We start from the raw sequence: 25,329 nt of genomic DNA, 5'->3' as shown, positions 1-25,329 counted from the left end.
GCCTACTCCTTGGCAACGCGTTTCATGTCCGCATCCATCATCATGCGGATCAAGGTATCCAGGTCGGTTTTTGGCTTCCAGCCCAATACACGCTGGGCTTTTGCGGGGTTGCCCAGCAGCACTTCAACCTCGGCCGGGCGGAAGAATGCTGGGTCGATCTTCACGAAGTCGCGGTAGTTGAGGCCCACGTGATCGAAGGCAATGCGGCACATCTCGCGCACGGTGGTGGTCACGCCGGTGGCGACCACAAAATCGTCAGGCTTGTCCTGTTGCAGCATCAGCCACATGGCTTCGACGTAGTCGCCGGCAAAGCCCCAGTCGCGTTTGGCGTCGATGTTGCCCAGGCGCAGTTCCTGCTGTTTGCCCTGCTTGATACGGGCGGCGGCGTCGGTCACTTTGCGGGTCACGAATTCGATGCCGCGCAGGGGTGATTCGTGGTTGAACAGGATGCCGCTGCTGGCGTGCAGGTTGAAGCTTTCGCGGTAGTTCACGGTGATCCAGTGGCCGTACAGCTTGGCCACGCCGTAAGGGCTGCGCGGGTAGAACGGCGTGTTCTCGTCCTGCTGCTCGGCCTGGATCAGGCCAAACATTTCGCTGGTCGACGCCTGATAAAAACGCGTGTGCGGACTGAACTGGCGGATCGCTTCGAGCAGGTGAGTCACGCCCAGCCCATCGACGATGCCGGTGGTGACCGGTTGATCCCAGGAGGCCGCAACAAAGCTTTGCGCCGCCAGGTTGTAGATTTCGTCCGGGGCGGACTTGATCACCGCGCGCTGCACCGAGCAGGCATCGGCCATGTCGCCGTCCAGGTAAACGATGTCGCCCTCGACCCCCATCTCACGCAGGCGCCAGCGCGCATCGCTGCTGCGCCGTGCCACCAGGCCGTGGACTTTATAACCCTTGTCGAGCAGCAATTTGGCCAGATACGCGCCGTCCTGACCGGTGATCCCCGTGATCAATGCACTTTTTGTCATTCTTCTTTTACTCGCTTCTCCCAGTCGGACAGGATCGCCCGCAGGGATTGTTGTGTTGTGATTTCAGGCGTCCATCCTGTGGTCTGGGCAAGCTTGGCAGAGCTGCCGCAAACGCGACGCTGATCCGCGCGCCGAAGACGCGCAGGGTCCTGGATCAATTGCATGTCGACCTGGGCGAGGTCCCCCAGTTGTTCGATCAGACTGCGAATGCTCTGCTCGCGCCCCGAGCAAATGTTGTAGACCTGCCCCGGCGTGCCCTTTTCCAGCAGCGCCAGATAGGCCGACACCACATCGCCCACATCCAGGAAGTCGCGCGTGACGTCGATGTCACCGACTTCCAGTTGCGGGGCTTGCAGGCCTTGTTTGATGCGGTTGATTTGCCGCGCGGCGCTGGCGATGACGAAGCTCTCTTTCTGACCGATGCCGATGTGGTTGAACGGGCGCGCGACCAGTACCGGCCAGCCTTCGCTCAGGCCCCATTGCAGGCTCAGAAACTCGGCCGACAGTTTGCTCACGGCATAGGGATTGCGCGGGCAGGGTGGCTGAAGTTCGGTAATCGGCAGGTGTGATTCGATCACCTGGCCGTAGACGTCGCCGGAGCTGACGTACAGGAAAGTCCCGCTGAACCCCCGGGCCTTGAGTGCCTGAAGCAGGTTCAAGGTGCCGAGCAGGTTGATATTCAGCGTGCGTGCCGGATCGCGGAAGGCTTCGGGAACGAAGGTCTGGCCGGCGAGGTGAATGACCGCGTCGGGCAACTCGGGCCAGAGGCCGTCGAGGGTGCCGGGCTCAGCGAGATCGTAACGGGAGGCGACAGGCAGAAGCTCCCATTCCGAGGCATCAGCCTTCAGGCGAGATTGGATGTGTTGTCCTACGAATCCACTGAGACCCGTAACGAACAGACGCTTTTTCAAACAGCGGCCCCTTGGTCATGCATTTCGTCCATTCCCCACAGGCTATATGGAGATGTCTGACAGACCGGGTGGATTCCTTGGTCGAAAGACAGGCGAAACGTTTGTTGTAGTTGTTTGGTAGCCAATCTGTGCCAATTGCTCGGTAATTTCAACAGGTCCCACCGTGACCAGTCAGTTCTCATTAGCGTAGCCCGATTTATTCTCGCCGGGCGGTTCACGAATCCTTAACGGATGTGTTTAGAATGCCCCTCGTCACGATTACCCAGGGTTCGGCCGGGTGGTATTCACACCCCGCGAAGCTGACCATTAAAACAAGAACGTAGACGGGCAAAAAGACGATGGACGACGACCGGCAAACCCCGGATCTCCGTTGCTTTGCCGTCATAGAGTGAGGCTGCCGGGATGGCGGTTTCATCGTGGGATGCCATGAATTTCATTCTTTACTCGGACGTCAACGACAACTCCATCAGCCAGAGCCTCGGTCGTCCTGAATACAGTTATTACTTCGTGCTCAAGGCTTATCGCCCGGTGCTCGAAAGCCTCGGGCGGGTGCATGTGGTGTCCTCCACCGCCGAGGTCGATCCTCTCTATCGACAATTGCTGGCCGCCGGCGAAGACAGCCTGTTCCTGTCCTTTACGCCGCCGCAGAAAACCCCGAACGACCTTGAATGCCCGACGATCTGCGTGGTGGCCTGGGAATTCGACTCCATTCCTGATGAGCAGTGGGACAACGACCCGCGCCAGGACTGGACGCAGATGCTGGCGCGTCAAGGCCGGGTCATCACGCTTTCCAGCCACACGGCCCGGGCGATTCGGCGGGCCATGGGTGACGATTTCCCTGTGCTGGTTTTGCCCACGCCCTTATGGGAGAACTTCGCGGCCATTCGCAACAACCACACCAGCGTCCCGGTCAATGCCGGTTCGACACTGGAGATCAAGGGCTGCATTTTCGATACCCATACCCTCGGGCTTAGCGCCGACGCATTGATTCCTGTCGTGCCCACGGCTGAAGAAATCGCCGCGCGAGAGGCTGAAGCGGAAGCCGCGAAGCCACCGCCGCTGACCTTGAAACGCCGTTTCGTCATTGCTCGCCATTACCTGCATATGTGGCGCCGGGACATGGGCAAAACCCTGCCCGTCCCGATGCATCGCACGCACTTTCTGAGCCAGTGGTACTGGGAAGGTGTTCGCGATCTTCTTTCAGATGCCGTTCATGCACGGCTTGCCGGATTTTTGCCGGCCATCGCAGGCCCGCAGACGATGGCCGTGCATGAGCCTGAACCGCGTCAATGGCCGGACACCACCGCGCAGGTCGATACTCAGGTCGGCGGCGTGGTTTACGTCACGGTGTTCAACCCCCGGGACGGTCGCAAGAACTGGCATCAATTGATCACCGCTTTCTGCTGGGCCTTCCGCGAAACGGATGACGCCACGCTGGTGCTGAAGATTACCCAAAGCGATCTTTCGTCCTACTACGACGAGCTGATGACCTTGCTCGCGCAACTCTCGCCGTTCGCCTGTCGGGTGGTGGTGATGCACGGTTACCTGGACGATCCGCAATACGCCCGGCTGTACGCAGCGGCCAGTTATTACGTCAACGCATCGCGCTGCGAGGGGCTGTGCCTGCCGCTGATGGAGTTCATGGCCAGCGGCAAACCGGTGATCGCCCCGGACCACACCGCCATGGAGGACTACATCGATGAGCGTGTGGCGTTTGTGGTCAAGTCCAGCGAAGAGCTGACCATCTGGCCGCAGGACACCCGGATCATCTACCGGACCCTGCGTTATCGACCGGACTGGGGTTCGCTGAAAACTGCCTACGAAAACAGCTACCGGATGGCCAAGGAGCAACCGCTGGAGTACCAGCGCATGTCTCGCGACGCGGTCGAGCGCATGCACGACTACTGCGCTTTCGCCCCGGTGCAAAAGCGCCTGGCGGATTTTTTCGGGCTGACACCGCAGGCATTGCCGGCAGCGGCCGTGACGGATAACGCCTCATGCTGATCATCATTCATTCGGAAACCAACCAGCACACCATTGCCCAGAACCTCGGCCGTTCGGAGTACAGCTATTACTTCGTGCTCAAGGAGTATCGGCCGGTGCTGGAGCGTCTGGGGCGCGTGGTGGAAGTCAGCGACCCGCAGACCGAAGTCGATGCCTTGTACCTCGACGCGCTGTCCCGTGGTGAAGACTGCGTGTTCCTGTCGTTCTCGCCACCTCATCGCACGCCAGTGCACTTCGCGTGTCCGACCTTGCCGGTGTTCGCGTGGGAATTCAGCACCATTCCCAATGAACCCTTTGCCGGTGAACCGCGCAATGACTGGCGCACTGTTTTGCGCGCCTCAGGAGCGGCGATTACCCATTCCGGCTACACCGTTGACGCCGTGCGCGAGGCGATGGGCGCCGACTATCCGATCGTCGCGGTGCCGGCGCCGGTATGGGACCGATTCTCGGCGCGTGGCGCGCAGTTGCAGCGTCAGCCCCTGGCCAGTCAGGTGCATCTGAAGATCAAAGGCTTGGTGGCGGACAGCCGCACGCTCGATTTGCGAGCCTTTGGGCCGCCGCAGTTGCGTGAGGGTGAAGGTATCGATTTTGCGGCGCCGCCCCGTGAGCACGAGCTGGTGCTCGACGGCGTGATCTACACCTCGGTGTTCAACCCGGGTGACGGGCGCAAGAATTGGGAAGACATGCTCAGTGCCTTCTGCGTGACGTTCCGCGAGGTGGATGACGCGACGCTGGTGCTCAAACTGACCCACCACGACGCCGAAGACGCGCTGACTGACATCCTTCACCATTTGTACAAAAACCAGTCTTATCGCTGCCGCATCGTGCTGATTTACGGCTACCTCGCGGATGCGGACTACGAGCAGTTGGTGCAAGCAACCAGCTACGTGGTCAACACGTCCTACGGCGAAGGCCAGTGCCTGCCGCTGATGGAATTCATGTCCTGCGGCAAACCGGCGGTGGCGCCACGCACTACGGCAATGATCGATTACCTGGATGCTGATAACGCATTCCTGATCGACTCTACCGACGAGCTGACGGCCTGGCCCCACGACCCGCGCCGGGCGTTCCGAACCCTGCGTTACGTCACGAACTGGGCGTCGTTGTGCCGCGCTTATCAGGCCAGCTATGAGGTCGCCAAAAACGACGCCGAGCGTTACGCGCAGATGTCCAGGCATTCGGTGGCCAGCCTCGAAAAATTCTGCAGCCAGGCCACCGCCGAGCAACGATTGGAAGCCTTCTTCGCGCAGCTCCTTGAAACCCGGGTCGCTTTGGAGACCCCCGAAGCATGATCCGCGCAGTGTTGAATAGGGTGGATAACGGAGCAGCGTCCAGGAGGACGACATGAGTAACGACAGACGGATCATGGACATCGAGTTGCTGCGCGGCATTGCGGTGCTCGGTGTGTTGTTCCATCACCTGAAAGACAGCCTGTTTGCGGCCCCGGTGCCACTGTTGCAAGGCATTACCGCGTGGGGTCAGCCGTGGTGGGGCGTGGATCTGTTTTTTGCGATCTCCGGATTCGTCATCGCGCGCAGCCTGATCCCGGCGTTGCAGGGTTGCAGCACGCGTCAGGAATACTGGCAGCAGACGCGCAATTTCTGGCTGCGCCGAGCCTTTCGATTGCTGCCGTCGGCGTGGTTGTGGTTGGCGCTGATGCTGCTGGCGTGTATTTTCCTCAATCGCTCCGGGGCGTTCGGGACGCTGCATGCCAACCTGCAAGCGACGCTGGCCGGGGTCGCGCAGTACGCCAACTTCCGCTTCGCCGACAGTTTCTATAACTATGAGTACGGCACCAGTTTCGTTTACTGGAGCCTGTCGCTGGAGGAACAGTTTTATTTGCTGTTTCCGCTGTTGATCCTGATCTGTCGCAAGCACCTGGTCTGGGCCTTGCTGGCGCTGGTCGCGGTGCAATTGTTCACATTGCGCACGCCGATCCTGATGGTGGTTCGCACCGATGCGCTGGCACTCGGCATCTTGCTGGCGATGTGGAGTGTGCAACCCTCGTATCTGCGCTGGGACCCGACGTTTTTGCGCCGTCCATGGACCGGTGTGGCGGCGCTGGTCGCGCTGTTGCTGGTGATCAGTTTCATGGCAACGGATCGCTTCACCCTCACCAACTACCGCATCGGCGCGATTGCCGTGTTGTGCGCGGTGCTGGTGTGGATCGCTTCCTACAATCGCAATTACCTGATGCCACGGGGCGTGTTCAAGAACCTGATGACGTGGGTCGGCAGTCGCTCCTACGGGATCTACCTGATCCACATTCCGGCGTATTTGCTGGTGCGTGAATTCACTTTCCGTTTGCAGGCTGCCGGTTTGCCCAATCCCGGCGGTCATCCAATTCTGACGCTGATGATTGCTGGCGGGTTGATTGCCTTGTTGAGCGAACTCAACTATCGCTTTATCGAAATGCCCATGCGTAACCGCGGTGCCTCGCTGGTCAAACGCCTGGGCACGTCCCGAACAGCCGCTCAAACCTCTGGAGCTACCTCATGCTGAGCCTTTTGAAGAAACTCACGGCGGGTACGCCCGCTCCCGCGCAGCCGGTAGCGGACAAGGTCGAGAAGGTCGATCCGTACATGCTCGGCCTGCACGACGCGATGCTCAGTGGCTGGTTCAATCAGCAAACCGGCGAGCTGTTCACGGGGTTCCCGGTGACCGCCGAGGACACGTTGCTGGACGTAGGCTGTGGTGACGGCGGCAACGTGCATTTCTGCGGCATGCGCGGGGCGAAGATCATCATCGCCGACATCGACGCGGTTAAGGTCGAAGCCACCCGTCAGCGCCTGAGCGACACGCCGGCGCGTGACGTCGAATGCCACGTCACCGACTGCAATCCGCTGCCGATTGCCGATGCAACGGCCACCCGCGTGGTGTCCACCGAAGTCATCGAACACGTGGACGATCCGGCGCAGTTCCTCGCTGAACTGGTGCGGGTTGGCAAACCGGGCGCGTTGTATTTGCTCAGCGTCCCGCACCCAAGTTCCGAAGACCTGCAAAAAGACATTGCGGCGCCCGAGTATTTCCAGAAGCCCAACCACATTCGCATCATCAGCGAAGAGCAGTTCAAGGCGATGGTCAGCGACGCCGGCCTGGAAGTGCTCAGCCACAGCCAGTACGGGTTTTACTGGTCGATGTGGATGCTGTTGTTCTGGGAAGCCAAAGTCGACTTCAGCAATCCCGACCACCCGTTGCTCAACCACTGGGCCGACACGTGGCAGGCCATCCTGGCGTCGCCCCGTGGCGCGCAGATCAAGCAGGCGCTGGACGCGGTCGTGGCGAAAAGTCAGGTGATCATTGCCCGCAAGCCACTGGTGTAGGCACTCTCCCACAGGTTTTGTGTACCCTGTAGCCCTGTGTTTTCAGGTCAGGGATTTCATGTTTTTAGTTCGTCTTTCGCTCCTGCTTATCGCGCTGGTGCAGGTCAACGGTTGCGAGCAACACGGCGCGCCGCCGCTTGATCAGCAACTCTACGTCTGGCAACGGCAATGGACGTCGGCGCATGACGCCGCACTGCGGGACAGTCGCGCTGACTTTTCAACATTACGAGTGCTGGCCTTGCAGGCGTTCCCGCAGGCGGGCTGGAGCCGGACGCGAATAGATCCGGCGCTGCTCAAACGTGATGGTCGGCCGCTGATTGCGGTGATTCGTCTTGATGGCCAGCTCAAGGCGCTGGATCAGGACGAGGTCACGGCGCAGATTCAGCAAGTGCTCAGCGATTGGCAAGGGCAGGGGCTGACGCTCTCCGGCGTGGAAATCGACCACGACGCGGGCAGCGCTCGGCTACCGGCTTACCGCGAATTTCTCACGCACCTGCGCGCGGTTGTACCCACCTTGTTGCCGTTAAGCATCACCGCATTGCCGGCCTGGCTCGACAGCCCCGAGTTGCCGGCACTCTTGGCGACCGTCGACAGCAGCGTATTGCAGGTCCACGCGGTGAGTGATCCGCGTCGTGGTTTGTTTGACCCGGACCAAGCCAGGCAATGGGCCAAGGCCTGGAGCCGAATCACCTCGAAACCCTTCTACCTGGCGCTACCCGCCTATGGCGTTGCCCTGTTGCCGGGTGCCAGTGGAGCGCCAGTCGTTGAAAGCGAAGTGCCTATCGAGCGCACCGGCAAACGTCGGGAATTGCTGGCGGACCCCTTGCAGCTGAGCACGCTCGCCGCCGAACTGCGCGCCGACCCACCGGCGCATCTGGCCGGCCTGATCTGGTTTCGCCTGCCGCTGGCGGGTGATCGCCGGGCCTGGAGTCTGGCCACGCTGAGTGCTGTCGCTCGCGGAGATTCGCTCGACAGTCGTTTGAGTTTGAAACTCATCGCGCAAGACGACCTCTATGACATCAGCGTCAGCAATCAAGGCAACCTCGACAGCGCCTGGCCCGAACGCGTGACGCTGGCGGTTCGCGGCTGCGATGGCGCCGATGCGCTGGCCGGATATGCGTTGCAACAAAGCCCGGATCTGCTTACCTTCACCCGCCTGCGCGACGGCCGGATACCGGCCGGCGAGCAGCGCGCCATCGGTTGGGCTCGCTGCGCACACCTTGATCAAGGAGGTTCAAATGTTCACCCGTAACTGGCCCCGTCATTTGCTTTGCCTGAGCCTCAGCCTGCCGCTGGGTTCGGCGCTGGCCTGCGGGCCGGACTTCCCGATGCGCTTGCTGGACAACCGTGCGCAGTCGCTGGCGGAACTGCCGGAAGGCAACTTCCAGTTCGAGATCAATCGCCTCGGGCATGTGATCGCAGGGCTCAAGAACGTTGAGGCGTCCCCTTACAGCATGGAGGCGACCGACTACGCAGCGCAGCGGGACAAGGCCGAGCAGGCTGGTTTGACGCTGGAGCAGCAAGCACTGGTCAAACAACTTCGCGCGCTGACCGATGCCCATCAAGTCGACACCGAGGGCGCGAGCTTGCCGGCCGAGCTTCGGTTCTATCTGGCGGGTGCAGTGGCGTTCAACGCCGGTGATCACGCACTGGCCGCCGAGTACTTCCAGAGAGTGCTGGCGCTGCCAGCGGATCAACGCGCTTTGCGCAGCACGTGGGCAGCGTATTCGCTAGGTCGGGCGCTATTTGCCATGAGCACCGAAGCGGACGCAACGCCCGACCTGTTGGCGCAGGCGCGAAAGGCTTTCGAGCAGACCCGTCAGTTGAGCATCGACGGCTTCAGCGAACCGCTGGAACTGGGTGTCGCCAGCCTCGGCGAAGAAGCCCGCGTGGCGCGCACCGCTGGCGACTGGAACAGCGCCATCAACCTGTACGCCACGCAAAATCGTCACGGTTCGGCGGTGGGTTACACCTCGCTGAAGCTGTTGATGGCGGATCTGCTGGCGATGCCTGACGATCAGTTGGCCGAGTTGCTCAAGGGCAAACCGGTGCAACAACTGGTGACGGCGTCGCTGATCAGTCGCTTGGGCTGGTCATTCGGTGATCAGCCGCCGAACGAGTTGAAACTGATCAAGCTGCTGCAAAGCAGCACGCGGGGCAGTCTGGACAACGCTGACAGACTGGCGGCGATGAATTATCAACAGGGCGATTACGCCAGCGCCAAAGCGTTCCTCGAACATGCCGGGGACGGTGGTCTGGCGTGGTGGCTGCGGGCGAAACTGGCGCTGCGTGATGGCGACAAAACCGCAGCGACTGCGGCGTATGCCAAGGCTGCCCAGGCTTTCCCGCAGAACGAGTCATGGGGCGAGCGACGCACGCCCGACTACGATTTCGAAAGCCTCCAGCCCAAGTGCCGGGTCGAGGGTGAAAGCGCGATTCTGGCGTTGCAACGCGGGGATTATCTGCAAGCGTTCGATCAGCTTTATCGCAGCCAAAGCATCTATTGGTTCGATGCCGCGACCGTTGCCGAGCGCGTATTGACGGTCGATGAACTCAAGCACTACGTCGACACCCAAGTGCCGGCGCCGCCAGCGCTCAGCCAGCAGGATCGCGACAACTACGTGCCGTTGCCGGTGGCGGCGCAACTGCGCAATCTGCTCGGGCGTCGGTTGCTGCGCGAAGAGCGCTACGACGAAGCACTGGTGTACTTCGACAATCCCGATCTACAGAAAAAGGCCCGGTTGTATGCGCAACAACGGCAGCTTGCCGATGCTGCGTGGTGGCCGACCAAGCGCGCCGCCGCCCTGTTCAATGCCGCCTGGACCGCACGCGAGTGGGGCATGGACATTCTCGGTTATGAAGTGGCCCCGGACTACGCCACGTTTGGCGGCAATTACAGCCTGGAGACGGCTGAACTCAAGGTCGGCCCATTGGTGGCCGAAGGTGAAGTCCAGCGCCAGCAAGCCAGCGCCGCGCAGCCCGACGAGCGCTATCACTATCGATTCGTCGCAACAGCCTTGGCCAGTCGCGCCGCCGATAACCTGCCTCACACCAGCCAGGCCTTCGCGGCGGTGTTGTGTGCGGCGGCGGGGTGGAACAGCAGCCTTGAAGACCAGAGTGCGCTTTACCAGCGCTACGTCAAAGAAGGGCCCTACGTGGATTGGGCGGTGGATTTCGGCCACCAGTGCCCGTATCCCGACTTCGAGAATGCCAGCAAACGTTATGTGACCCAGGCGACTGACGCCACCCGTTCGGTGCTGCGACCGTACAAGTGGCCATTGCAGATCGGCGGCGTTATTGCCGTAACGGCAGCGGCGCTGTTGTTGATCAACCGGCGCCGCCGTCGTAAAGCGCAGTAAGGCTCAGGCCTGTTGAACAAAGGTCAGCCGCACGGCGAAGCCGATCAACAGGCTGCCGAATAACCACTGTTGCAGGCGTTGGGCCGAGGGACTGCGTTGCAGCCACCGGCCCAGTGCGGCGCCGGTCAAGGCGTAGGCGCTGTCGAAGAGCAAACCGACGCCGACCAGCAGCACGCCCAATACCGCAAATTGCGCGAGCACCGGTCCGGTGTGGGGGGTGATGAACTGCGGCAGCAACACCGAGCAGAACAGCAACGCCTTGGGCGTTGAGCAGGTTGGTCAGCAAACCGCGCAGGATCGCGTCCTGCCAGCGAGGTTTTTCGAGAGGGGCGTTGCTGCCATTCAGGTTCGGCAACATCGTGGTTCGCAGGCACTGAATGCCGATCCACAGCAGGTAAGCGGCCCCCGCCAGGCGCACTACGTCGAAGGTCCACGGCGCGGCTTTGAACAGCGCCGCGAGCCCTAACGCGGCTAACGCCACATGGCAACCTCGAGCAATGCCCAGACCCACCGCCGTCGCCAATGCTGCGCCTTTGCCTTGGCGGGCGCCGGTTTGCAGCAGCAGAATCATGTCCGGGCCGGGCAACAGATACACCACCGCCAGCGCCATGAAAAACAGCCAGAGTCCTTCCACGTTGCACCCCATTCGTTGTCGATTCGGTAGCGCCAGTCTAGGGCTGAAGGGAGGGGCAGGTGCTTGCGTAGTCAGCTTCTAAAGCATCGATAATTGGCATAACCTGCCACTTCGTCGCGATCAAACCATCAGGATCTGCCAAACCATGAAACTGGACGCCTACGACCGGAAAATCCTCGCAGCCCTGCAACGGGATGGTCGCCTGAGCAATGTGCAATTGGCCGATGAGATCGGTTTGTCCGCTTCGCCATGTTTGCGCCGGGTGCGGATGCTGGAGGAAGCCGGTGTGATTCGCGGTTATCAGGCCAATCTTGATCGTGACGAAGTGGGGCTTGGGCTGACGGTGTTCGTCGGGGTCAAGGTGGAGCGCCACAACGATGAACAGGCCGAAGCCTTTCGCCAGGCCGTGACGGCACTGCCCGAGGTGATTTCGGCGTTTCTGGTGTCAGGGGAATCGGATTTTCTGCTGCAAGTGGTGGTGCCGGATTTGCGCGGGTATGACCGCTTTCTTACGGAGCGATTGCTGAAATTGCCGGGCGTGAGCGACATCCGCAGCAACTTTGCGATTCACACGGTGAAGACGCCGGGGGCGTTGCCGTTGGGGCATTTACCGCTCTAGACCGAGTCGATCCCTTCGCGAGCAAGCCCGCTCCCACAGGGTGATTTGTGATGTTCACACAACCCATGTGGGAGCGGGCTTGCTCGCGAAGGCGGCCTAACTTACGGCATCAATCTGACAGGCTCACTCACATCTGTGTCGCCATCCCCTCCACATTCATCGCCGCCTGACGCAACGCCTCGGACCGCGTCGGATGCGGATGGCATGTCAGCGCAATGTCTTCAGCCGAAGCGCTGAACTCCATCGCCACGCAATACTCGCCAATCATTTCACTGACACTCGGCCCCACAAGGTGCACGCCGAGTATCTCGTCGGTGCGCTCATCGGCCAGCACTTTGGCGAAGCCTTCGGTCTCGTGGTTGATCTTCGCCCGGCTGTTGGCGGTGAAGGGGAATTTACCGACTTTGTACGCGCGACCTTCAGCCTTTAGCTGCTCTTCAGTCTTGCCGACGCTGGCCAGTTCAGGCCTGGTGTAAATGACGTTGGGGATCAGGTCGTAGTTGACCTCGCCCGCCTTGCCGACGATCTGTTCGATGCAGGCCATGGCTTCATCTTCGGCCTTGTGGGCGAGCATGGGCCCGGACGTGACGTCGCCGATCACCCATACGCCAGCGGCTTCGGTGCGGTGGCCCTTGTTGGCGAGCATGCCGCGCTTGTCGGTGGTGAGGCTGACGTTTTCCAGACCCAGACCCTCGGTGTAAGGCCGACGCCCGATAGAAACCAGCACGTAATCGGCTTCGAGCAGCTCGGCGGTGCCGCCAGCCGCCGGCTCCACGCTGAGCTGAACGCCGTTTGCCGAGGGGGTGGCGCTGGTCACTTTCGAGCTCAACTTGAAGCTGATGCCCTGTTTGCTCAGCGAGCGTTGCAGGGTTTTACCTGCTTCACCGTCCACGCCGGGGCAGATCCGGTCGAGAAATTCGACCACGGTCACCTGAGCGCCCAAGCGCCGCCATACCGAGCCCAGTTCCAGGCCGATCACGCCGGCACCGATCACCACCAGGTGCTTCGGCACTTCGGTCAGTGACAGCGCGCCGGTGGAGTCGAGAATGCGTTTGTTATCGATCTCGACGCCGGGCAGGGGAGTGGGCTCGGAGCCGGTGGCGATGATGATGTCCTTGGCGCTCAGTTCGGTCTTGCCACCCTGGTTGTCGGTCACCGTCACTTTGCCCGGTCCGTCGATGTGGCCCCAGCCTTTGATCCAGTCGACTTTGTTTTTGCGGAACAGAAATTCGATGCCCTTGGTCAGCCCGGTCACGCTTTCATCTTTCTGCTTCATCATCTGGGCGAGGTTGAGGGTGGGCTTGACCTCGATCCCCAGGTTGGCGAATTCCGTGCCCATGGCCGCGTCGTAGAGTTCCGAGGCATGCAGAAGTGCTTTGGAGGGCATGCAACCGACGTTAAGGCAGGTCCCGCCGAGCGTCGCGCGACCTTCCACGCACGCCGCTTTCAGGCCCAGCTGACCTGCGCGGATCGCTGCGTTGTAACCACCGGGGCCACCGCCCAGTATCACGACGTCATAAGTGCTCATGGATGTACTCCTGGACTGAAAGGGAAATGGGTTGGGTAACCGTAGCCTTTGATGAAAAATTACGGACGTAATATGTGCGTTGGTGGCTGTTTCGGTCAAGGCTTCAGCAAGGCGACAGGTTGGGCGTCTTTAGATAAAGCGAATTAGTACAAAAATTTCACCAACTTCGTTATATCGTAACGAATTGCGATACAGCTAAATGATGAGCACTGGGGTGGTATGCAAGTCGATCTCGAAGTCGATGGAACGCAGGTAGCAGGGCTGCCGCGCTTTCAGCAAGCGGTCTTTCAAGGGCGGCGATTGCGTCAGTTCGCCATCGGCCTGAGCGCCTTGGCGGCGGTCGGTCTGGTGTTGGCGTTTTTCGTCGGGCTGTTTGCGCCGCTGTCGCTGTGGGCTCCGTTGCTGGTCAGTCAGAGCGCCGGTTTGCTGGTGCTGATTGCCGGTCTGCAATCGGCGTGGTGGGTGACTCAATGGCGTGCGCAGGCGATGAGCCCGACGCTGCCGGTGGTGGTCGCGGACGACACCGTTGCGCCGGAAGGCTGGTATGAGCGATTGCTGGAGCGACTCAGTCAGCGCTGGGTGAGCATGCTCGGGCAGATCGGCGCACCGACCCTCTGGCTCGCCGCTTGGGCGCTGTTGACGATCTTCAGCATCAGTCAGTTCTGGAACCTCGCGTTGCCGCCCGCTGCACTGGGGTTATGGGCGAGCGTCGGTGCCGCGCTGTCGTTATTGCTGGCCTTCGGTTTGCTGGTGCTTGAGCGTCAGCTCGCCCAGGAAAACGTCGCCCAATGGCCAGAAGCGGGGCAGTTGGCGCAGATGAGCCGGGTGGCGATCATTTGCCTGGTGCTCAGCGCTTTGTGTTTGTTGTTCGGCAGCGAAACTTCGGTGTGGCCGGTACGCCTCGCCGTGTTGATCGGCTTGCTGCCAGGGCTGGTCGCGGTCGAGTTGATGCTACGCGCCGTGCTGTCGCTGTTCAGTCCTCGCCGTGAACAACTTGAGCCGACGTTGCTGGCACGCAGCTTCGTCGCCGACATGCTGCGCTGGCCGCCACAACCGTTGCTGGCGTTGCAGCATGAACTGCACAACCGCTTCGGCATCGACTTGCGGCAAATTTGGGCTTTCACCTATATGCGCCGTGCATTTTTGCCGGTGATGGCGGTGGTGGCGATCGTGGGATGGTCGCTTACCGGTATTCACGAAATTCCGCTGCAAGCGCGGGGTATCTACGAACGTTTCGGCAAACCGGTGGAAGTGTTCGGCCCGGGGTTGCACGCTGGTTTGCCGTGGCCGTTGGGCCGGGTGTTGAGCGTTGAAAACGGCGTGGTTCACGAGTTGGCGACCAGCGTTGGCGAAACGTCGGCGCCGGTCGTCTTGGAGCCTGCGGAAGGGCCGGCACCGGCGATTGCCAATCGCTTGTGGGACGCCAGCCATGTGAACGATAAATCCCAGGTCATCGCCAGCAGTCGTGCCGACAAGCAGAGCTTTCAGATCGTCAACATGGACGTGCGTTTTGTCTATCGCATCGGCCTGACCGATCAATCCGCGTTGGCCGCGACGTACAACAGCGCCGATGTACCGACGTTGATTCGCAGCACCGCCAGCCGGATTCTGGTTCACGATTTTGCCTCGCGGACCCTCGATGGTTTGCTCGGCGAAGACAGGGTAGGGCTGGCCGAAGAGATCGGTCGCGCCGTGCAGGCTGATTTGCAGAAACTCGATAGTGGCGTGGAAATTCTCGCCACGGTGGTTGAAGCCATTCACCCGCCGGCCGGTGCGGCTAACGCCTATCACGGTGTTCAAGCTGCGCAGATTGGTGCCCAGGCATTGATCTCCCGCGAGCGCGGTGCGGCAGCGGAGGCGACCAACCAGGCGCAGTTGCAAGCCAGCATCGCTCGCGATCAAGCGACAGCCAGTGCGCATGAAATCAACTCCACCGCTCAGGCGGCGGATCTGAAATTCACGGCCGAACAAAAAGCGTATGCCAGTGCCGGTCAAGCGTTCGTGCTGGAACAGTATTTCAGCCAACTGACCCAAGGCTTGGCCAACGCCAAGTTGTTGGTTCTCGATCATCGTCTGGGCGGCAGCAACAATGCACCGACCATCGACCTACGTACTTTCACGCTGCCGGCCGATCCTGCGTCGCCGCGCAATAGCGCTCAGCCAGGAGCTGCCAATTGAGCCAGTCGCATACTCACGATCACGATGACCACGCCGGCCACGATCACGGTCATGGCGGACATCACCACGGTCACCACCATCATCACGGTGATCCACAAGAAGCCGGCCCGTTCCCGTGGCGGCGCATGGGCTGGGCAGCGTTGCTCGTGGCATTCGCCATCGCGGCAGCGAGTCTGGTGCAAGTGCGCTCGGGGGAGGCTACGGTGATCACTCGCTTTGGCAATCCGTCGCGGGTGTTGCTGGAACCGGGCCTTGGCTGGCGTTGGCCGGCACCGTTTGAAGCGGCCATTCCTGTCGACTTGCGGCTGCGTACCACCTCCAGCGGTTTGCAGGATGTGGGTACGCGCGACGGTTTGCGCATCATTGTTCAGGCGTACGTGGCGTGGCAGGTGCAGGGCGATCCGGACAACGTGCAGCGTTTTATGCGGGCCGTGCAGAATCAGCCGGACGAAGCGGCGCGGCAGATTCGCACGTTTGTGGGGTCTGCACTGGAGACCACCGCGAGCAGTTTCGATCTGGCCAACCTGGTAAACACCGACGCCAATCAGGTTCACATCGCAGATTTCGAGGCACAGCTGCGTCAACAGATCGATCAGCAGTTGCTGACCACGTATGGCGTTCGGGTGCTGCAAGTGGGCATCGAGCGTTTGACCCTGCCGTCGGTGACGCTCACCGCTACAGTTGACCGCATGCGCGCCGAGCGTGAAACAATCGCCACCGAACGCACCGCCATCGGCAAGCGAGAAGCCGCGCAAATCCGCTCGGCTGCCGAACGTGATGCGCGCATCGTACAAGCCGATGCGACGGTAAAAGCCGCTGATATCGAAGCCCAATCCCGCGTCGAAGCTGCGCAGATTTATGGCCGTGCCTACGCCGGTTCGCCGCAGCTTTATAACTTGCTGCGCTCCCTCGATACCTTGGGCACGATCGTCACCCCGGGCACCAAACTGATATTGCGCACCGATGCCGCGCCTTTCCGGGTGTTGGTCGATGGTCCGCCGACCCTCGAAAACAAGTCCGGGTCACAGCCATGAATTTAGTTCCACGTGGAACACATGAGTTAAGTAGTCCCTGGATTCAAGCCGGGCGATTGGCTTTTCTGGCGCTATACGCGGTGACAGTTCTTGCCGCGTTGGCCTGGGCATTCTCCAATGTGCGGCAGATTGATCCGCAGAATCGAGCGGTGGTTTTGCACTTCGGCGCGCTGGATCGCATCCAGAATGCCGGGTTGCTGCTGGCTTGGCCGCGTCCTTTTGAGCAGGTAATTTTGTTACCCGCAGCCGACCGGGTGATCGAGCGTCGGGTGGTGAATCTGCTTCGCAGCGATGCTGCGTTACAGGCCGATCGGTTGGCCTCTTTCGCGACACCGCTGAGCGATGCGCTTGCGGGCTCGGGCTATTTGCTGACCGGTGATGCGGGCGTGGTGCAACTGGATGTGCGGGTTTTCTATAAGGTCACCGAACCTTACGCCTTCGTGCTTCAAGGTGAACATGTGCTGCCGGCACTCGATCGGTTGGTCACTCGCAGCGCCGTTGCACTGACTGCCGCGCGAGACCTGGACACCATTCTGGTGGCGCGCCCCGAGCTGATCGGCACCGACAATCAGGCGGCCGAACGCCGCGAACGCCTGCGGGGTGATTTGGTGCAAGGCATCAATCAGCGCCTGGCAGAGCTGACCGCGACGGGGCAGGGACTGGGTATCGAAGTGTCGCGAGTCGACGTGCAATCGAGCCTGCCCGGCCCAGCGGTGAATGCGTTCAATGCGGTGCTGACCGCCAGCCAACAAGCGGACAAAGCCGTCGCCAATGCGCGTACCGAGGCCGAGAAACTGACCCAGGCTGCGAATGAGCAAGGCGACCGAACGCTGCAAGTCGCTCACGCCCAGGCAAGTGAACGGCTGGCCAAAGCCTCGGCCGATACGGCCACGGTGTTGAGTCTGGCCAAGGCGCAACAACAGGGCACCGACCCGCAAATGTTGCTGCGCATTTACCGCGAACGGATGCCGAAGATTCTCGGCCAGGCCGGATCGGTGACGACGGTCAACCCGAAAGACGATTCCCGCCTGATCATTCAGGGAGCAGCACAATGACCGCCCAAACCGCCGCCGCACCGAGCATGTTGTCCTCGGCTGAACAACGCAGCGCTGCACGCCAGTTGACTCTGGCCATGCTCGCACTGGGCTTGCTCAGCCTCGGGTTGATCTGGCGTTGGCTGTCGCCGGAGCAGACCGGCGTCAGCCAATTGCTGTTGGGTTTTGCTTCGTTACTGGTGGCCGTGCCGGTGATGCGTTCGGCGTGGTACAGCCTGCGGTATCCGAGCCTGCACGGGATCACCGATCAGCTGATCGCCCTCGCCATGCTCGGCGCCTGGGCCACGGGTGACCTGCTGACCGCCGCGCTGCTGCCGATCATCATGATCTTCGGCCACGTACTGGAAGAGCGCAGCGTGATCGGTTCCCAGGAAGCGATTCGTGCCCTCGGCAAACTGACCCGCAGTCACGCGCGCAAGGTTCAGGCTGACGGGGCCATCGTTGAAGTCGACAACGGCACACTCAAGCCCGGCGACATTGTGGAGGTGCGCGCGGGTGATCGGGTGCCGGCCGACGGTCGAGTGTTGTCCGGTCAGGCGAGCCTCGACACGGCATCGATTACCGGTGAGTCGGTGCCGATCGAGGCAGGCGTCGGCATGCAGGTCTTCGGCGGGGCAATCAACCTCGACGGTCTGCTGCGCATCGCAGTGACGCGCACCGGTAATGAGTCGACCCTCGGTAAAGTCATCGCCCTGATGCAAAGCGCCGAGCGCTCCAAGCCACCGATCACGCGTTTGCTCGAACGTTACGCCGGCAGCTACATGGTGCTGGTGTTGCTGTTGGCCGCGGTGACCTGGTTTGTCACCAACGATGCCCAGGCGATGCTCGCGGTGCTGGTGGCGGCGTGTCCTTGCGCGTTGGTGTTATCGGCTCCGGCCACGGCGATTGCCGGCGTGGCGGTGGCGGCGCGGCACGGGATTCTGATCCGCAGTTCGGCGTTTCTTGAAGAGCTGGCGGACCTGACTTCGCTGGTGGTCGACAAGACCGGAACCCTGACGTTTGGCACCCTGCGGTTGCAGTCGATCGACAGCCCGCTGGAGGACCGCAGCCACGTGCTGAAACTCGCCGCGAGTCTCGGCTCGGCCAGCAGTCATCCGGTCAGCCGTGCGCTCGCCGGGTTGGTCACTCAAGAACATTTTCTGCTGCTCTCGGACATCCATGAGCGCCAGGGTCTGGGCGTGGTGGCGATGACGGAACAGGGCGAGGCAGCGCTAGGTCGTCCTGAGTTGTTTGCGCAACTGGGCATCGCCACTTCAGCCGTTCCCGAACACGACGGCCCGATTGCCGGGCTTGCACTCAACGGTGAATTCCTTGCCTGGCTGCTGCTGGCCGACAGCGTCAAACCTGAGGCGCGATTTGCCTTGAGCGAATTACGTGAGCTGGGTTTGGGTCGCCAGTTGCTGCTCACTGGAGATCGGCAAAGCGTGGCGCACACACTGGCGCGCGATGTCGGCATCAGCGATGTTGAAGCGCAGGCGTTGCCTGAGGACAAACTCAACCGCGTGCTGACGGAAATCGACAACGGTTTCCGGCCGATGGTGGTGGGGGATGGCATCAACGATTCGCTGGCACTCAAGGCCGGCGTCGTGGGTGTGGCCATGGGTGCGGGAGGTGCGGACATCGCACTGGCGTCGGCGGACATTGTGCTGATTGGCAGCGACCTGCGTCGTCTTGGAACCTGTGTACGGTTGAGTCGCCAATGCCGTCAGACCTTGCAGGTCAACGTGATCATCGGCCTGGGCTGGACCCTCGCGATTGTTGCCTTCGCCGCATTCGGCTGGCTCGGTGCTGCGGGGGCGATGATTGCGGCGTTGCTGCATAACCTCAGTACGTTGCTGGTGCTCGGAAACGCGGGGCGTCTGCTGCGTTTTCAGGAGCCATTATTGAAAATCAAAGACGAGGCTTGAAAGGCTCTAAACCAAGGAGATGAAGGCAACACTAACTTTTTAGAACTGCACTTCAAGTTCGTAGTCATCTAGGGTAAGGACCATCGCCCCCGACAGCTGGTTACAGCGCCGCGAGTTATACAAAAACGCTATTAAATCGATAGCCAGCTATTTTTCAAGGATGGTCTACCCTCAAATCAGACGTCTGAAACAAGGGGTGATTCTCTATGCTCGCGCAACTTCCACCGGCCCTACAGAATCTGCAGTTACCGTTACGCCTGCGACTCTGGGACGGCCATGAATTCAATCTGGGGCCGACGCCCAGCGTCACGATTGTGGTCAAGGACCCACAAATGGTTTCCCAGTTCACCCATCCAAGCCTGGACGCGCTTGGCGCGGCGTTCGTCGAAGGTAAACTTGAGCTCGAAGGTTCCATCAGCGACGTGATACGTATCTGTGATGAGTGGAGCCAGAAATTGCTCGGTGACCAAGACAGTCAGCCAGTGCGCACCGCCCATGACAAGGAAACCGACGCGAAGGCGATTTCCTACCACTACGACCTTTCCAATGCGTTTTATCAGCTGTGGCTCGACAGTGACATGGCGTATTCCTGCGCGTATTTCGAGACCGGCAGCGAAACGCTGGAGCAAGCCCAACAAGCCAAATTCCGTCACCTGTGTCGCAAGCTGCGGCTGCAACCGGGTGAATACCTGCTGGATGTCGGTTGCGGTTGGGGTGGGCTGGCCCGGTTTGCGGCCCGTGAGTTCGGCGCGAAAGTGTTCGGAATTACCCTGAGTAAAGAGCAACTGGCCCTGGCCCGTGAGAGGGTGAGCGCCGAAGGCCTGGACGATCTGGTCGAACTGCAACTGCTCGACTACCGCGATCTGCCCCAGGACGGGCGCTTCCACAAAGTGGTCAGCGTCGGCATGTTTGAACACGTCGGCCACGCCAACCTGGCCGAGTACTGCAAAACCTTGTTCGGCGCGGTGAAAGAGGGCGGCCTGGTGATGAACCACGGCATTACCGCCAAACACACTGATGGCCGTCCAGTGGGACGCGGTGTCGGTGATTTCATCGAGAAGTATGTGTTCCCCAACGGCGAGTTGCCGCACCTGTCGATGATCTCCGCTGAGATCAGCGAAGCCGGGCTGGAGATCGTCGACGTCGAGAGTCTGCGCCTGCACTACGCGCGTACCCTCGATCATTGGAGCGAACGCCTGGAGGACAATCTGGAAGCGGCTTCCAAACTGGTTCCCGAACAGGCGCTGCGGATCTGGCGGTTGTACCTTGCCGGATGCGCTTATGCGTTCGCCAGAGGCTGGATCAATCTGCACCAGATCCTCGCGGTAAAAGCCCACGCCGATGGCAGCCATGAACTGCCATGGACGCGAGACGACATCTACCTTTAGAGAATCGGTGAAATAAGCCGGGCGATCCGCATGCCGACCTGTTGCAGGCGGCGGGTCTCCCTGCTTTCTTCTTTGGCGATCTCGTGGGCCTGGGCGAAGTCATCGTTGAGCATCTGTTCCACCTCGGCGGCAAATGCGCTGTCGACGGTCAGCAACATCACTTCGAAATTGAGCCGGAACGAACGGTTATCCATATTGGCGCTGCCGATGGCGCTGATTTCGCTGTCGATCAACACCACTTTCTGATGCAGGAACCCCGGCTGGTACCGGAACACTCGCACCCCTGCGCGTACGGCTTCGAACGCATAGAGGCTCGAGGCGGCGTAGACGATTCGGTGGTCCGGTCGTGAAGGCAGCAGCAACCGCACATCCACGCCTCGCAGAACCGCCAGTCTCAACGCTGCGAACACGGCTTCGTCGGGGATGAAGTATGGGCTGGTGATCCATACCCGTTCTGTCGCCGCATGGATGGATTCGACGAAGAATAACGAACAGGTTTCGTAGGAATCGGCCGGGCCGCTGGCGAGTAATTGGCAGAGCACACCGTCGTCCGGATACTCGTCCGGCAGGATCAGCGGTGGCAACGATCGCGCCGCCCAGAACCAGTCTTCGGCAAACGATTCCTGCATGCAGGCAACCACCGGCCCGCGCACGCGAACGTGAGTGTCGCGCCAGGGCGCCAACGGTGGTTTCTCGCCCATGTATTCGTCGCCGACATTATGCCCGCCGACGAAGCCCAGAATGCCGTCGACCACGACGATCTTGCGGTGATTACGGAAGTTGACCTGGAAGCGGTTGAGCCAGCCGCTGCGGGAGGCGAAGGCTTTGACCTCGACGCCGGCATCGCGCAACGGTTGCACGTAACTGTGGGGCAGGGAATGACTGCCGATGCGGTCGTACAGCAAGTGTATCGCCACGCCTTCGGCGGCTTTCTTCAGCAGCAGGCTTTGCAGGCGTTGGCCGAGGCGGTCGTCATGGATGATGAAGAATTGAATCAGCACGGCCTCTTTCGCGCTGTCGATGGCTTCGAAAATTGCTTCGAAGGTGGCTTGGCCATTAATCAGCAAGCTCACTTCGTTGTTCGCCAGGCACGGCATGCGCCCCAGTTTCGGCATTGCCCTCAGGGACGCGTAAGCGTTGGAGGCGCGTGCGGTCAGCGCTTCTTCCACCCAGGGGCGCCAGTTGAGCTCGGAGATTGCCTTGCGCATCTCTTCGTTGGCCTGGCGCCGCGCCATGATGTAACCATCGAAAGTGCTGCGGCCGAAGACCAGGTACGGAATGAGCGTGAGGTAAGGCATGAAGATCAACGAGAGGGCCCAGGCGATAGATCCCTGAGCGGTGCGGACGGTGAGCACGGCGTGGATGGCTGCGATCAGGCCCAGCGTATGTAGTAGTGCGATCGTGTAGCCGAAAATGTGCGGTCCAAAGTAATCCATGGGGCAGCCTTGCTCCTGAAGATTCAATGCTTAACAGACCATGTTCCGTGCAGAATGTCGCTATTTAATTGGCCCATGAACTGAAGCCAATGGCTGACGTCTAACGGCCACTACTGATCAGGAGTTACTCGATGAACGTTCGTCTGCTGGGTTTGGCCGTGGCTTTTGGTTTAGCACTTCCTGTGGCCGCTCAGGCACAGATGCTGCAGCCAGGTTTGTGGGAATTGACCACCAGCAACATGAAGGTCGATGACCAGAACCTGCCGGACTTGCAGTTGATCCTGGGCCAGTTGCAGGGCCAGATGACCCCGGAACAGCGCGCGCAGTTGGAGAAGCAGGGCATCACCATAGGCGGAAAGGGGATTCGGGCGTGTCTGACGCCGGAGCAAGTGAAGTCAGACAATATTCCGCTGACGGATCCGCAATCGGACTGCAAACAGGAAATCACTGACCGCAGTGGTAATCAGTGGAAATTCCGTTTCAGCTGTCCGAAAGCGCAGGGTGCGGGTGTCGCCACCTTCCTCAGTGATCGTGAGTTCACGACCAAGGTCAACGGTACGTTCAACGCGACCGGCATTCAGCAGAAGGGTAGCCTCGATACCCGCGCCGTGTGGTTGGGGCAGGATTGCGGGACCGTTAAGCCGAGAGCCTAAAGGCTTCGTGGGCAAGTCGGCGATCCGACTTGCCCACGAAGGCACCAGTTCAGATACCCGCTACACCTGTTGACCTCAACCAGTCACACACCGCATCAACGTCCATCCTGCCGAAATCCTCCCCGGTACGGCTGCGCACACTGACAAACCCACCCGCTTTTTCTTTCTCTCCGATCACCACCAGATACGGCACGTGCTGACTGTGCTCGCGGATCTTGTAGCGGACTTTCTCGCTGCGCAGATCCGCGCGAGCGCGTACGCCGCTTCGGCGCAAAACCTCGGTTACCGACTGTGCGTAATCCGCCTGACGCTCGTCCATGCTGATGATGATCACGTGCGGCGGCGCCCGCCAGTCTTCCAGTTCCTGTTCGCAGGACCAGCAGGTGCCATAGATCCGCTGTGGCGCAGCGCCGCTGATGTGATCGAGCGCGAATGCCTGCAACACTCGGGTTGCGGGAACATGCGGTCCCGCTGACACACACTCGAAACCCGCAAGGACGTAGGGCAATAACTTCTCCGCGGGCGTCGATGCGGATATCGGTTTGCGGCGCCGTATCGAATGATTGGTTGCCGCTAACGTCTTCATGCGTGCTTCGATGCCAGCGAGGTCGGCCAGGTTTAACAGACGCTCAAACGCAAACTCGTAAAAGAAGCCATCACCCAGTGCCGATCCGGTCTGCAATTGCGCTTTTGGATAGAGTTGTTTAATGGCCACCGCCAGCATCAATGCGCAGGAGCGTCGCAAGATCTCCAGCCCATCGGGCTCTTGAGGCGTGACGATGCTGACCCGGGCGTCGGCCTCGATCATGAACTCACAGTCCACCAGAACGCCGTCCACCCGGCCGGCCACGGCTGCTTTGGCCAGCCCGGCGCCGATGCTCGCGGCGAACTCAAACACCGACAACGGTTGGTCGTATTCACGCAATGAACCATCGCTCAGGGTGATGTGAATCATGTCGGTGCTCTCGAGTGCTTATAAACGCGCGTTAGCGCATAAACCGTAGGGGTAAACCTTGGCAGTTGTCATTAAGACGTTTGTCGTGCCAGGCAATTTGCCCCGATACGATCGTGGTGCTGACGCTGTGGCGAAAACGCTGCCGGGCAAAGGGCGTCCAGCCGCATTGCGACAAGACCGGCTCCCTGGATACGGCAACACCGCCAGGCTCGGGTTTGATCAGAACGAGATCGGCCCAGTAGCCTTCGCGCAGATAACCGCGGTCGGGAATGGCGAACAGATCAGCCACGCGGTGACTGGTCTTGGCCACGAGGGTAGTTATCGGCAGCACTTCATCAACCACCAGTTCCAGCAGCGCGGGCAGGGCGTGTTGCACCAATGGCAAACCGGAAGGGGCCTGGTGGTAGGGCCGTTTTTTTTCCGCCCAGGTGTGCGGCGCGTGATCGCTGCCGATAACGTCCAGTCGATTACTCAGCAAGGCATGACGCAAGGCATCGCGATCAGCCTGGCTCTTGATCGCCGGATTGCACTTGATCAGGTTTCCGAGGCTCAGGTAGTCGCGATCATCGAACAGCAAATGATGCAGGCAGACTTCAGCGGTAATGCGTTTCTGTGTCAGCGGTTTGTCTTCGAACAGCGCCAGTTCCCGCGCGGTGGTCAAATGCAAAACATGCAGTCGGGTGCCATGCCGCTTGGCCAGGTCCACGGCCATTGAGGAGGAGCGAAAGCACGCTTCGGCGTCACGAATCTGTGGGTGGACGGCGGCGGGAATGTGTTCCCCAACCAGCTCAAGCACCTTCGCGGCATTGGCTTCGATGCTCGGCGTGTGTTCGCAATGGGCGAGCAGAATGGTTGGCACTTCGGCGAACAGTCGTTCAAGCGTCTGCGGATCGTCCACCAGCATGTTGCCGGTCGAGGCCCCCATGAACACTTTCACCCCGGCCACTTCGCAGGGATTGAGCGCCGCAACGGTGTCGAGGTTGTCGTTGCTCACGCCGAAGTGAAAACCGTAGTTGGCGACAGAGTTGATCGCCGCTCGACGCTTCTTGTCCGCGAGTGACGCGAGTGTCAGGGTTGCCGGATTTGTATTGGGCATGTCCATGAAACTGGTGATGCCGCCGGCCACGGCCGCCCGCGACTCGGTGTAAAAGCTACCCTTGTGAGGCGCCCCGGGATCTCGGAAATGCACTTGGTCGTCGATCATTCCGGGCACTAGCCACTGCCCGTTTGCATCGATTTCGACGTCGGTATTTTCTCCGTCGATGCTTGCGGCTATCTTCACGATCCGGCCGTTGCTCACCAGCAGATCGCCATCGAATTCCCGACCTTCATTTACCAATCTGGCATTGCGAATCAGCACGCTGCTCATGG

The 25,329-nt window shown here is 60.7% G+C and carries 19 protein-coding genes and 1 pseudogene; 13 read left to right on the top strand and 7 right to left on the bottom strand.

Features of this window, described 5'->3' with window-relative positions; all coding sequences use genetic code 11:
- Nucleotides 1–2: 2 nt before the first annotated feature.
- Nucleotides 3–974: a GDP-mannose 4,6-dehydratase gene (gene gmd / locus ACYZTM_RS15150; RefSeq protein WP_131059016.1), complete on the bottom strand. Its 972-nt coding sequence runs from the start codon at nucleotides 972–974 to the stop codon at nucleotides 3–5.
- Nucleotides 971–1,885: a GDP-mannose 4,6-dehydratase gene (locus tag ACYZTM_RS15145; RefSeq protein ID WP_131059015.1), complete on the bottom strand. Its 915-nt coding sequence runs from the start codon at nucleotides 1,883–1,885 to the stop codon at nucleotides 971–973. The genes gmd and ACYZTM_RS15145 overlap by 4 nt, the downstream gene beginning before the upstream one ends.
- A gap of 426 nt (nucleotides 1,886–2,311) precedes the next feature.
- Here ACYZTM_RS15145 and ACYZTM_RS15140 point away from each other — a divergent pair, with 426 nt between their 5' ends.
- Genes ACYZTM_RS15140 through ACYZTM_RS15115 form a run of 6 tightly spaced genes read left to right on the top strand, consistent with a single transcriptional unit; the run spans nucleotide 2,312 to nucleotide 10,571 of the window.
- Nucleotides 2,312–3,889, top strand: coding sequence for a glycosyltransferase (locus tag ACYZTM_RS15140; RefSeq protein WP_461989087.1), 1,578 nt, complete (start codon nucleotides 2,312–2,314; stop codon nucleotides 3,887–3,889).
- Entirely contained in the window at nucleotides 3,883–5,181 is a 1,299-nt protein-coding gene (locus ACYZTM_RS15135; RefSeq protein WP_461989086.1) for a glycosyltransferase, read from the top strand. Before ACYZTM_RS15140 ends, ACYZTM_RS15135 begins: the two co-directional genes overlap by 7 nt.
- A gap of 52 nt (nucleotides 5,182–5,233) precedes the next feature.
- On the top strand, nucleotides 5,234–6,391 hold the full coding sequence (locus tag ACYZTM_RS15130) for an acyltransferase family protein (RefSeq protein ID WP_461989085.1): 1,158 nt from the start codon (nucleotides 5,234–5,236) through the stop codon (nucleotides 6,389–6,391).
- Nucleotides 6,385–7,212 carry a class I SAM-dependent methyltransferase gene (locus ACYZTM_RS15125; RefSeq protein ID WP_461989084.1) on the top strand — a complete coding sequence of 276 codons (828 nt, stop codon included), beginning with the start codon at nucleotides 6,385–6,387 and terminating at the stop codon, nucleotides 7,210–7,212. The genes ACYZTM_RS15130 and ACYZTM_RS15125 overlap by 7 nt, the downstream gene beginning before the upstream one ends.
- 58 nt (nucleotides 7,213–7,270) lie before the next feature.
- Nucleotides 7,271–8,464, top strand: coding sequence for a DUF3142 domain-containing protein (locus ACYZTM_RS15120; RefSeq protein ID WP_461989083.1), 1,194 nt, complete (start codon nucleotides 7,271–7,273; stop codon nucleotides 8,462–8,464).
- Nucleotides 8,451–10,571 carry a hypothetical protein gene (locus ACYZTM_RS15115; RefSeq protein ID WP_461989082.1) on the top strand — a complete coding sequence of 707 codons (2,121 nt, stop codon included), beginning with the start codon at nucleotides 8,451–8,453 and terminating at the stop codon, nucleotides 10,569–10,571. The genes ACYZTM_RS15120 and ACYZTM_RS15115 overlap by 14 nt, the downstream gene beginning before the upstream one ends.
- Nucleotides 10,572–10,574: 3 nt before the next feature.
- Here ACYZTM_RS15115 and ACYZTM_RS15110 read toward each other — a convergent pair.
- Nucleotides 10,575–11,205: pseudogene (locus ACYZTM_RS15110) on the bottom strand (LysE family translocator).
- Nucleotides 11,206–11,350: 145 nt separating this feature from the next.
- Between ACYZTM_RS15110 and ACYZTM_RS15105 the strand changes: the two are divergent.
- Nucleotides 11,351–11,824, top strand: coding sequence for an Lrp/AsnC family transcriptional regulator (locus tag ACYZTM_RS15105; protein WP_131059007.1), 474 nt, complete (start codon nucleotides 11,351–11,353; stop codon nucleotides 11,822–11,824).
- Nucleotides 11,825–11,951: 127 nt separating this feature from the next.
- Here ACYZTM_RS15105 and lpdA read toward each other — a convergent pair whose 3' ends face one another.
- The gene (gene lpdA, locus ACYZTM_RS15100; protein WP_131059006.1) at nucleotides 11,952–13,352 is read right to left on the bottom strand and encodes a dihydrolipoyl dehydrogenase; all 1,401 of its coding nucleotides are present in this window, start codon (nucleotides 13,350–13,352) and stop codon (nucleotides 11,952–11,954) included.
- A 219-nt stretch (nucleotides 13,353–13,571) separates the two neighbouring features.
- On the opposite strand from lpdA, the gene hflK (ACYZTM_RS15095) reads away from it, so the two are divergent.
- From hflK (ACYZTM_RS15095) to cfaB, 5 genes are all read left to right on the top strand, one after another.
- On the top strand, nucleotides 13,572–15,530 hold the full coding sequence (hflK, locus tag ACYZTM_RS15095; RefSeq protein ID WP_461989081.1) for a protease modulator HflK: 1,959 nt from the start codon (nucleotides 13,572–13,574) through the stop codon (nucleotides 15,528–15,530).
- Nucleotides 15,527–16,564, top strand: coding sequence for a protease modulator HflC (hflC, locus tag ACYZTM_RS15090; RefSeq protein ID WP_131059004.1), 1,038 nt, complete (start codon nucleotides 15,527–15,529; stop codon nucleotides 16,562–16,564). Before hflK (ACYZTM_RS15095) ends, hflC begins: the two co-directional genes overlap by 4 nt.
- The gene (gene hflK, locus ACYZTM_RS15085) at nucleotides 16,561–17,619 is read left to right on the top strand and encodes a protease modulator HflK (RefSeq protein ID WP_461989080.1); all 1,059 of its coding nucleotides are present in this window, start codon (nucleotides 16,561–16,563) and stop codon (nucleotides 17,617–17,619) included. Before hflC ends, hflK (ACYZTM_RS15085) begins: the two co-directional genes overlap by 4 nt.
- Nucleotides 17,616–19,526 carry a cation-translocating P-type ATPase gene (locus ACYZTM_RS15080; protein ID WP_461989079.1) on the top strand — a complete coding sequence of 637 codons (1,911 nt, stop codon included), beginning with the start codon at nucleotides 17,616–17,618 and terminating at the stop codon, nucleotides 19,524–19,526. Before hflK (ACYZTM_RS15085) ends, ACYZTM_RS15080 begins: the two co-directional genes overlap by 4 nt.
- 206 nt (nucleotides 19,527–19,732) lie before the next feature.
- Complete coding sequence (gene cfaB, locus ACYZTM_RS15075; RefSeq protein ID WP_131059002.1) at nucleotides 19,733–20,914, top strand: C17 cyclopropane fatty acid synthase CfaB; 1,182 nt, start codon at nucleotides 19,733–19,735, stop codon at nucleotides 20,912–20,914.
- Here the strand turns inward: cfaB and cls are convergent.
- On the bottom strand, nucleotides 20,911–22,350 hold the full coding sequence (cls, locus tag ACYZTM_RS15070; RefSeq protein WP_461989078.1) for a cardiolipin synthase: 1,440 nt from the start codon (nucleotides 22,348–22,350) through the stop codon (nucleotides 20,911–20,913). The two genes, cfaB and cls, sit on opposite strands and share 4 nt — an antisense overlap.
- Before the next feature lie 131 nt (nucleotides 22,351–22,481).
- Between cls and ACYZTM_RS15065 the strand changes: the two genes are divergently transcribed.
- A complete protein-coding gene (locus ACYZTM_RS15065) occupies nucleotides 22,482–23,003 on the top strand; it encodes a DUF3617 domain-containing protein (protein ID WP_131059000.1) in 522 nt (173 codons plus the stop codon).
- 49 nt (nucleotides 23,004–23,052) lie between these two features.
- Here the strand turns inward: ACYZTM_RS15065 and ACYZTM_RS15060 are convergent, their stop codons facing one another.
- Complete coding sequence (locus ACYZTM_RS15060; RefSeq protein ID WP_461989077.1) at nucleotides 23,053–23,958, bottom strand: His/Gly/Thr/Pro-type tRNA ligase C-terminal domain-containing protein; 906 nt, start codon at nucleotides 23,956–23,958, stop codon at nucleotides 23,053–23,055.
- A 31-nt stretch (nucleotides 23,959–23,989) separates the two neighbouring features.
- On the bottom strand, nucleotides 23,990–25,327 hold the full coding sequence (locus tag ACYZTM_RS15055) for a dihydroorotase (RefSeq protein ID WP_461989076.1): 1,338 nt from the start codon (nucleotides 25,325–25,327) through the stop codon (nucleotides 23,990–23,992).
- Nucleotides 25,328–25,329 lie beyond the last annotated feature (2 nt).

The sequence above is a fragment of the Pseudomonas sp. MDT2-39-1 genome, assembly GCF_054898085.1.
Note: the sequence above shows the minus strand (reverse complement) of the source record. Positions and strands in the feature narration are given on the sequence as shown.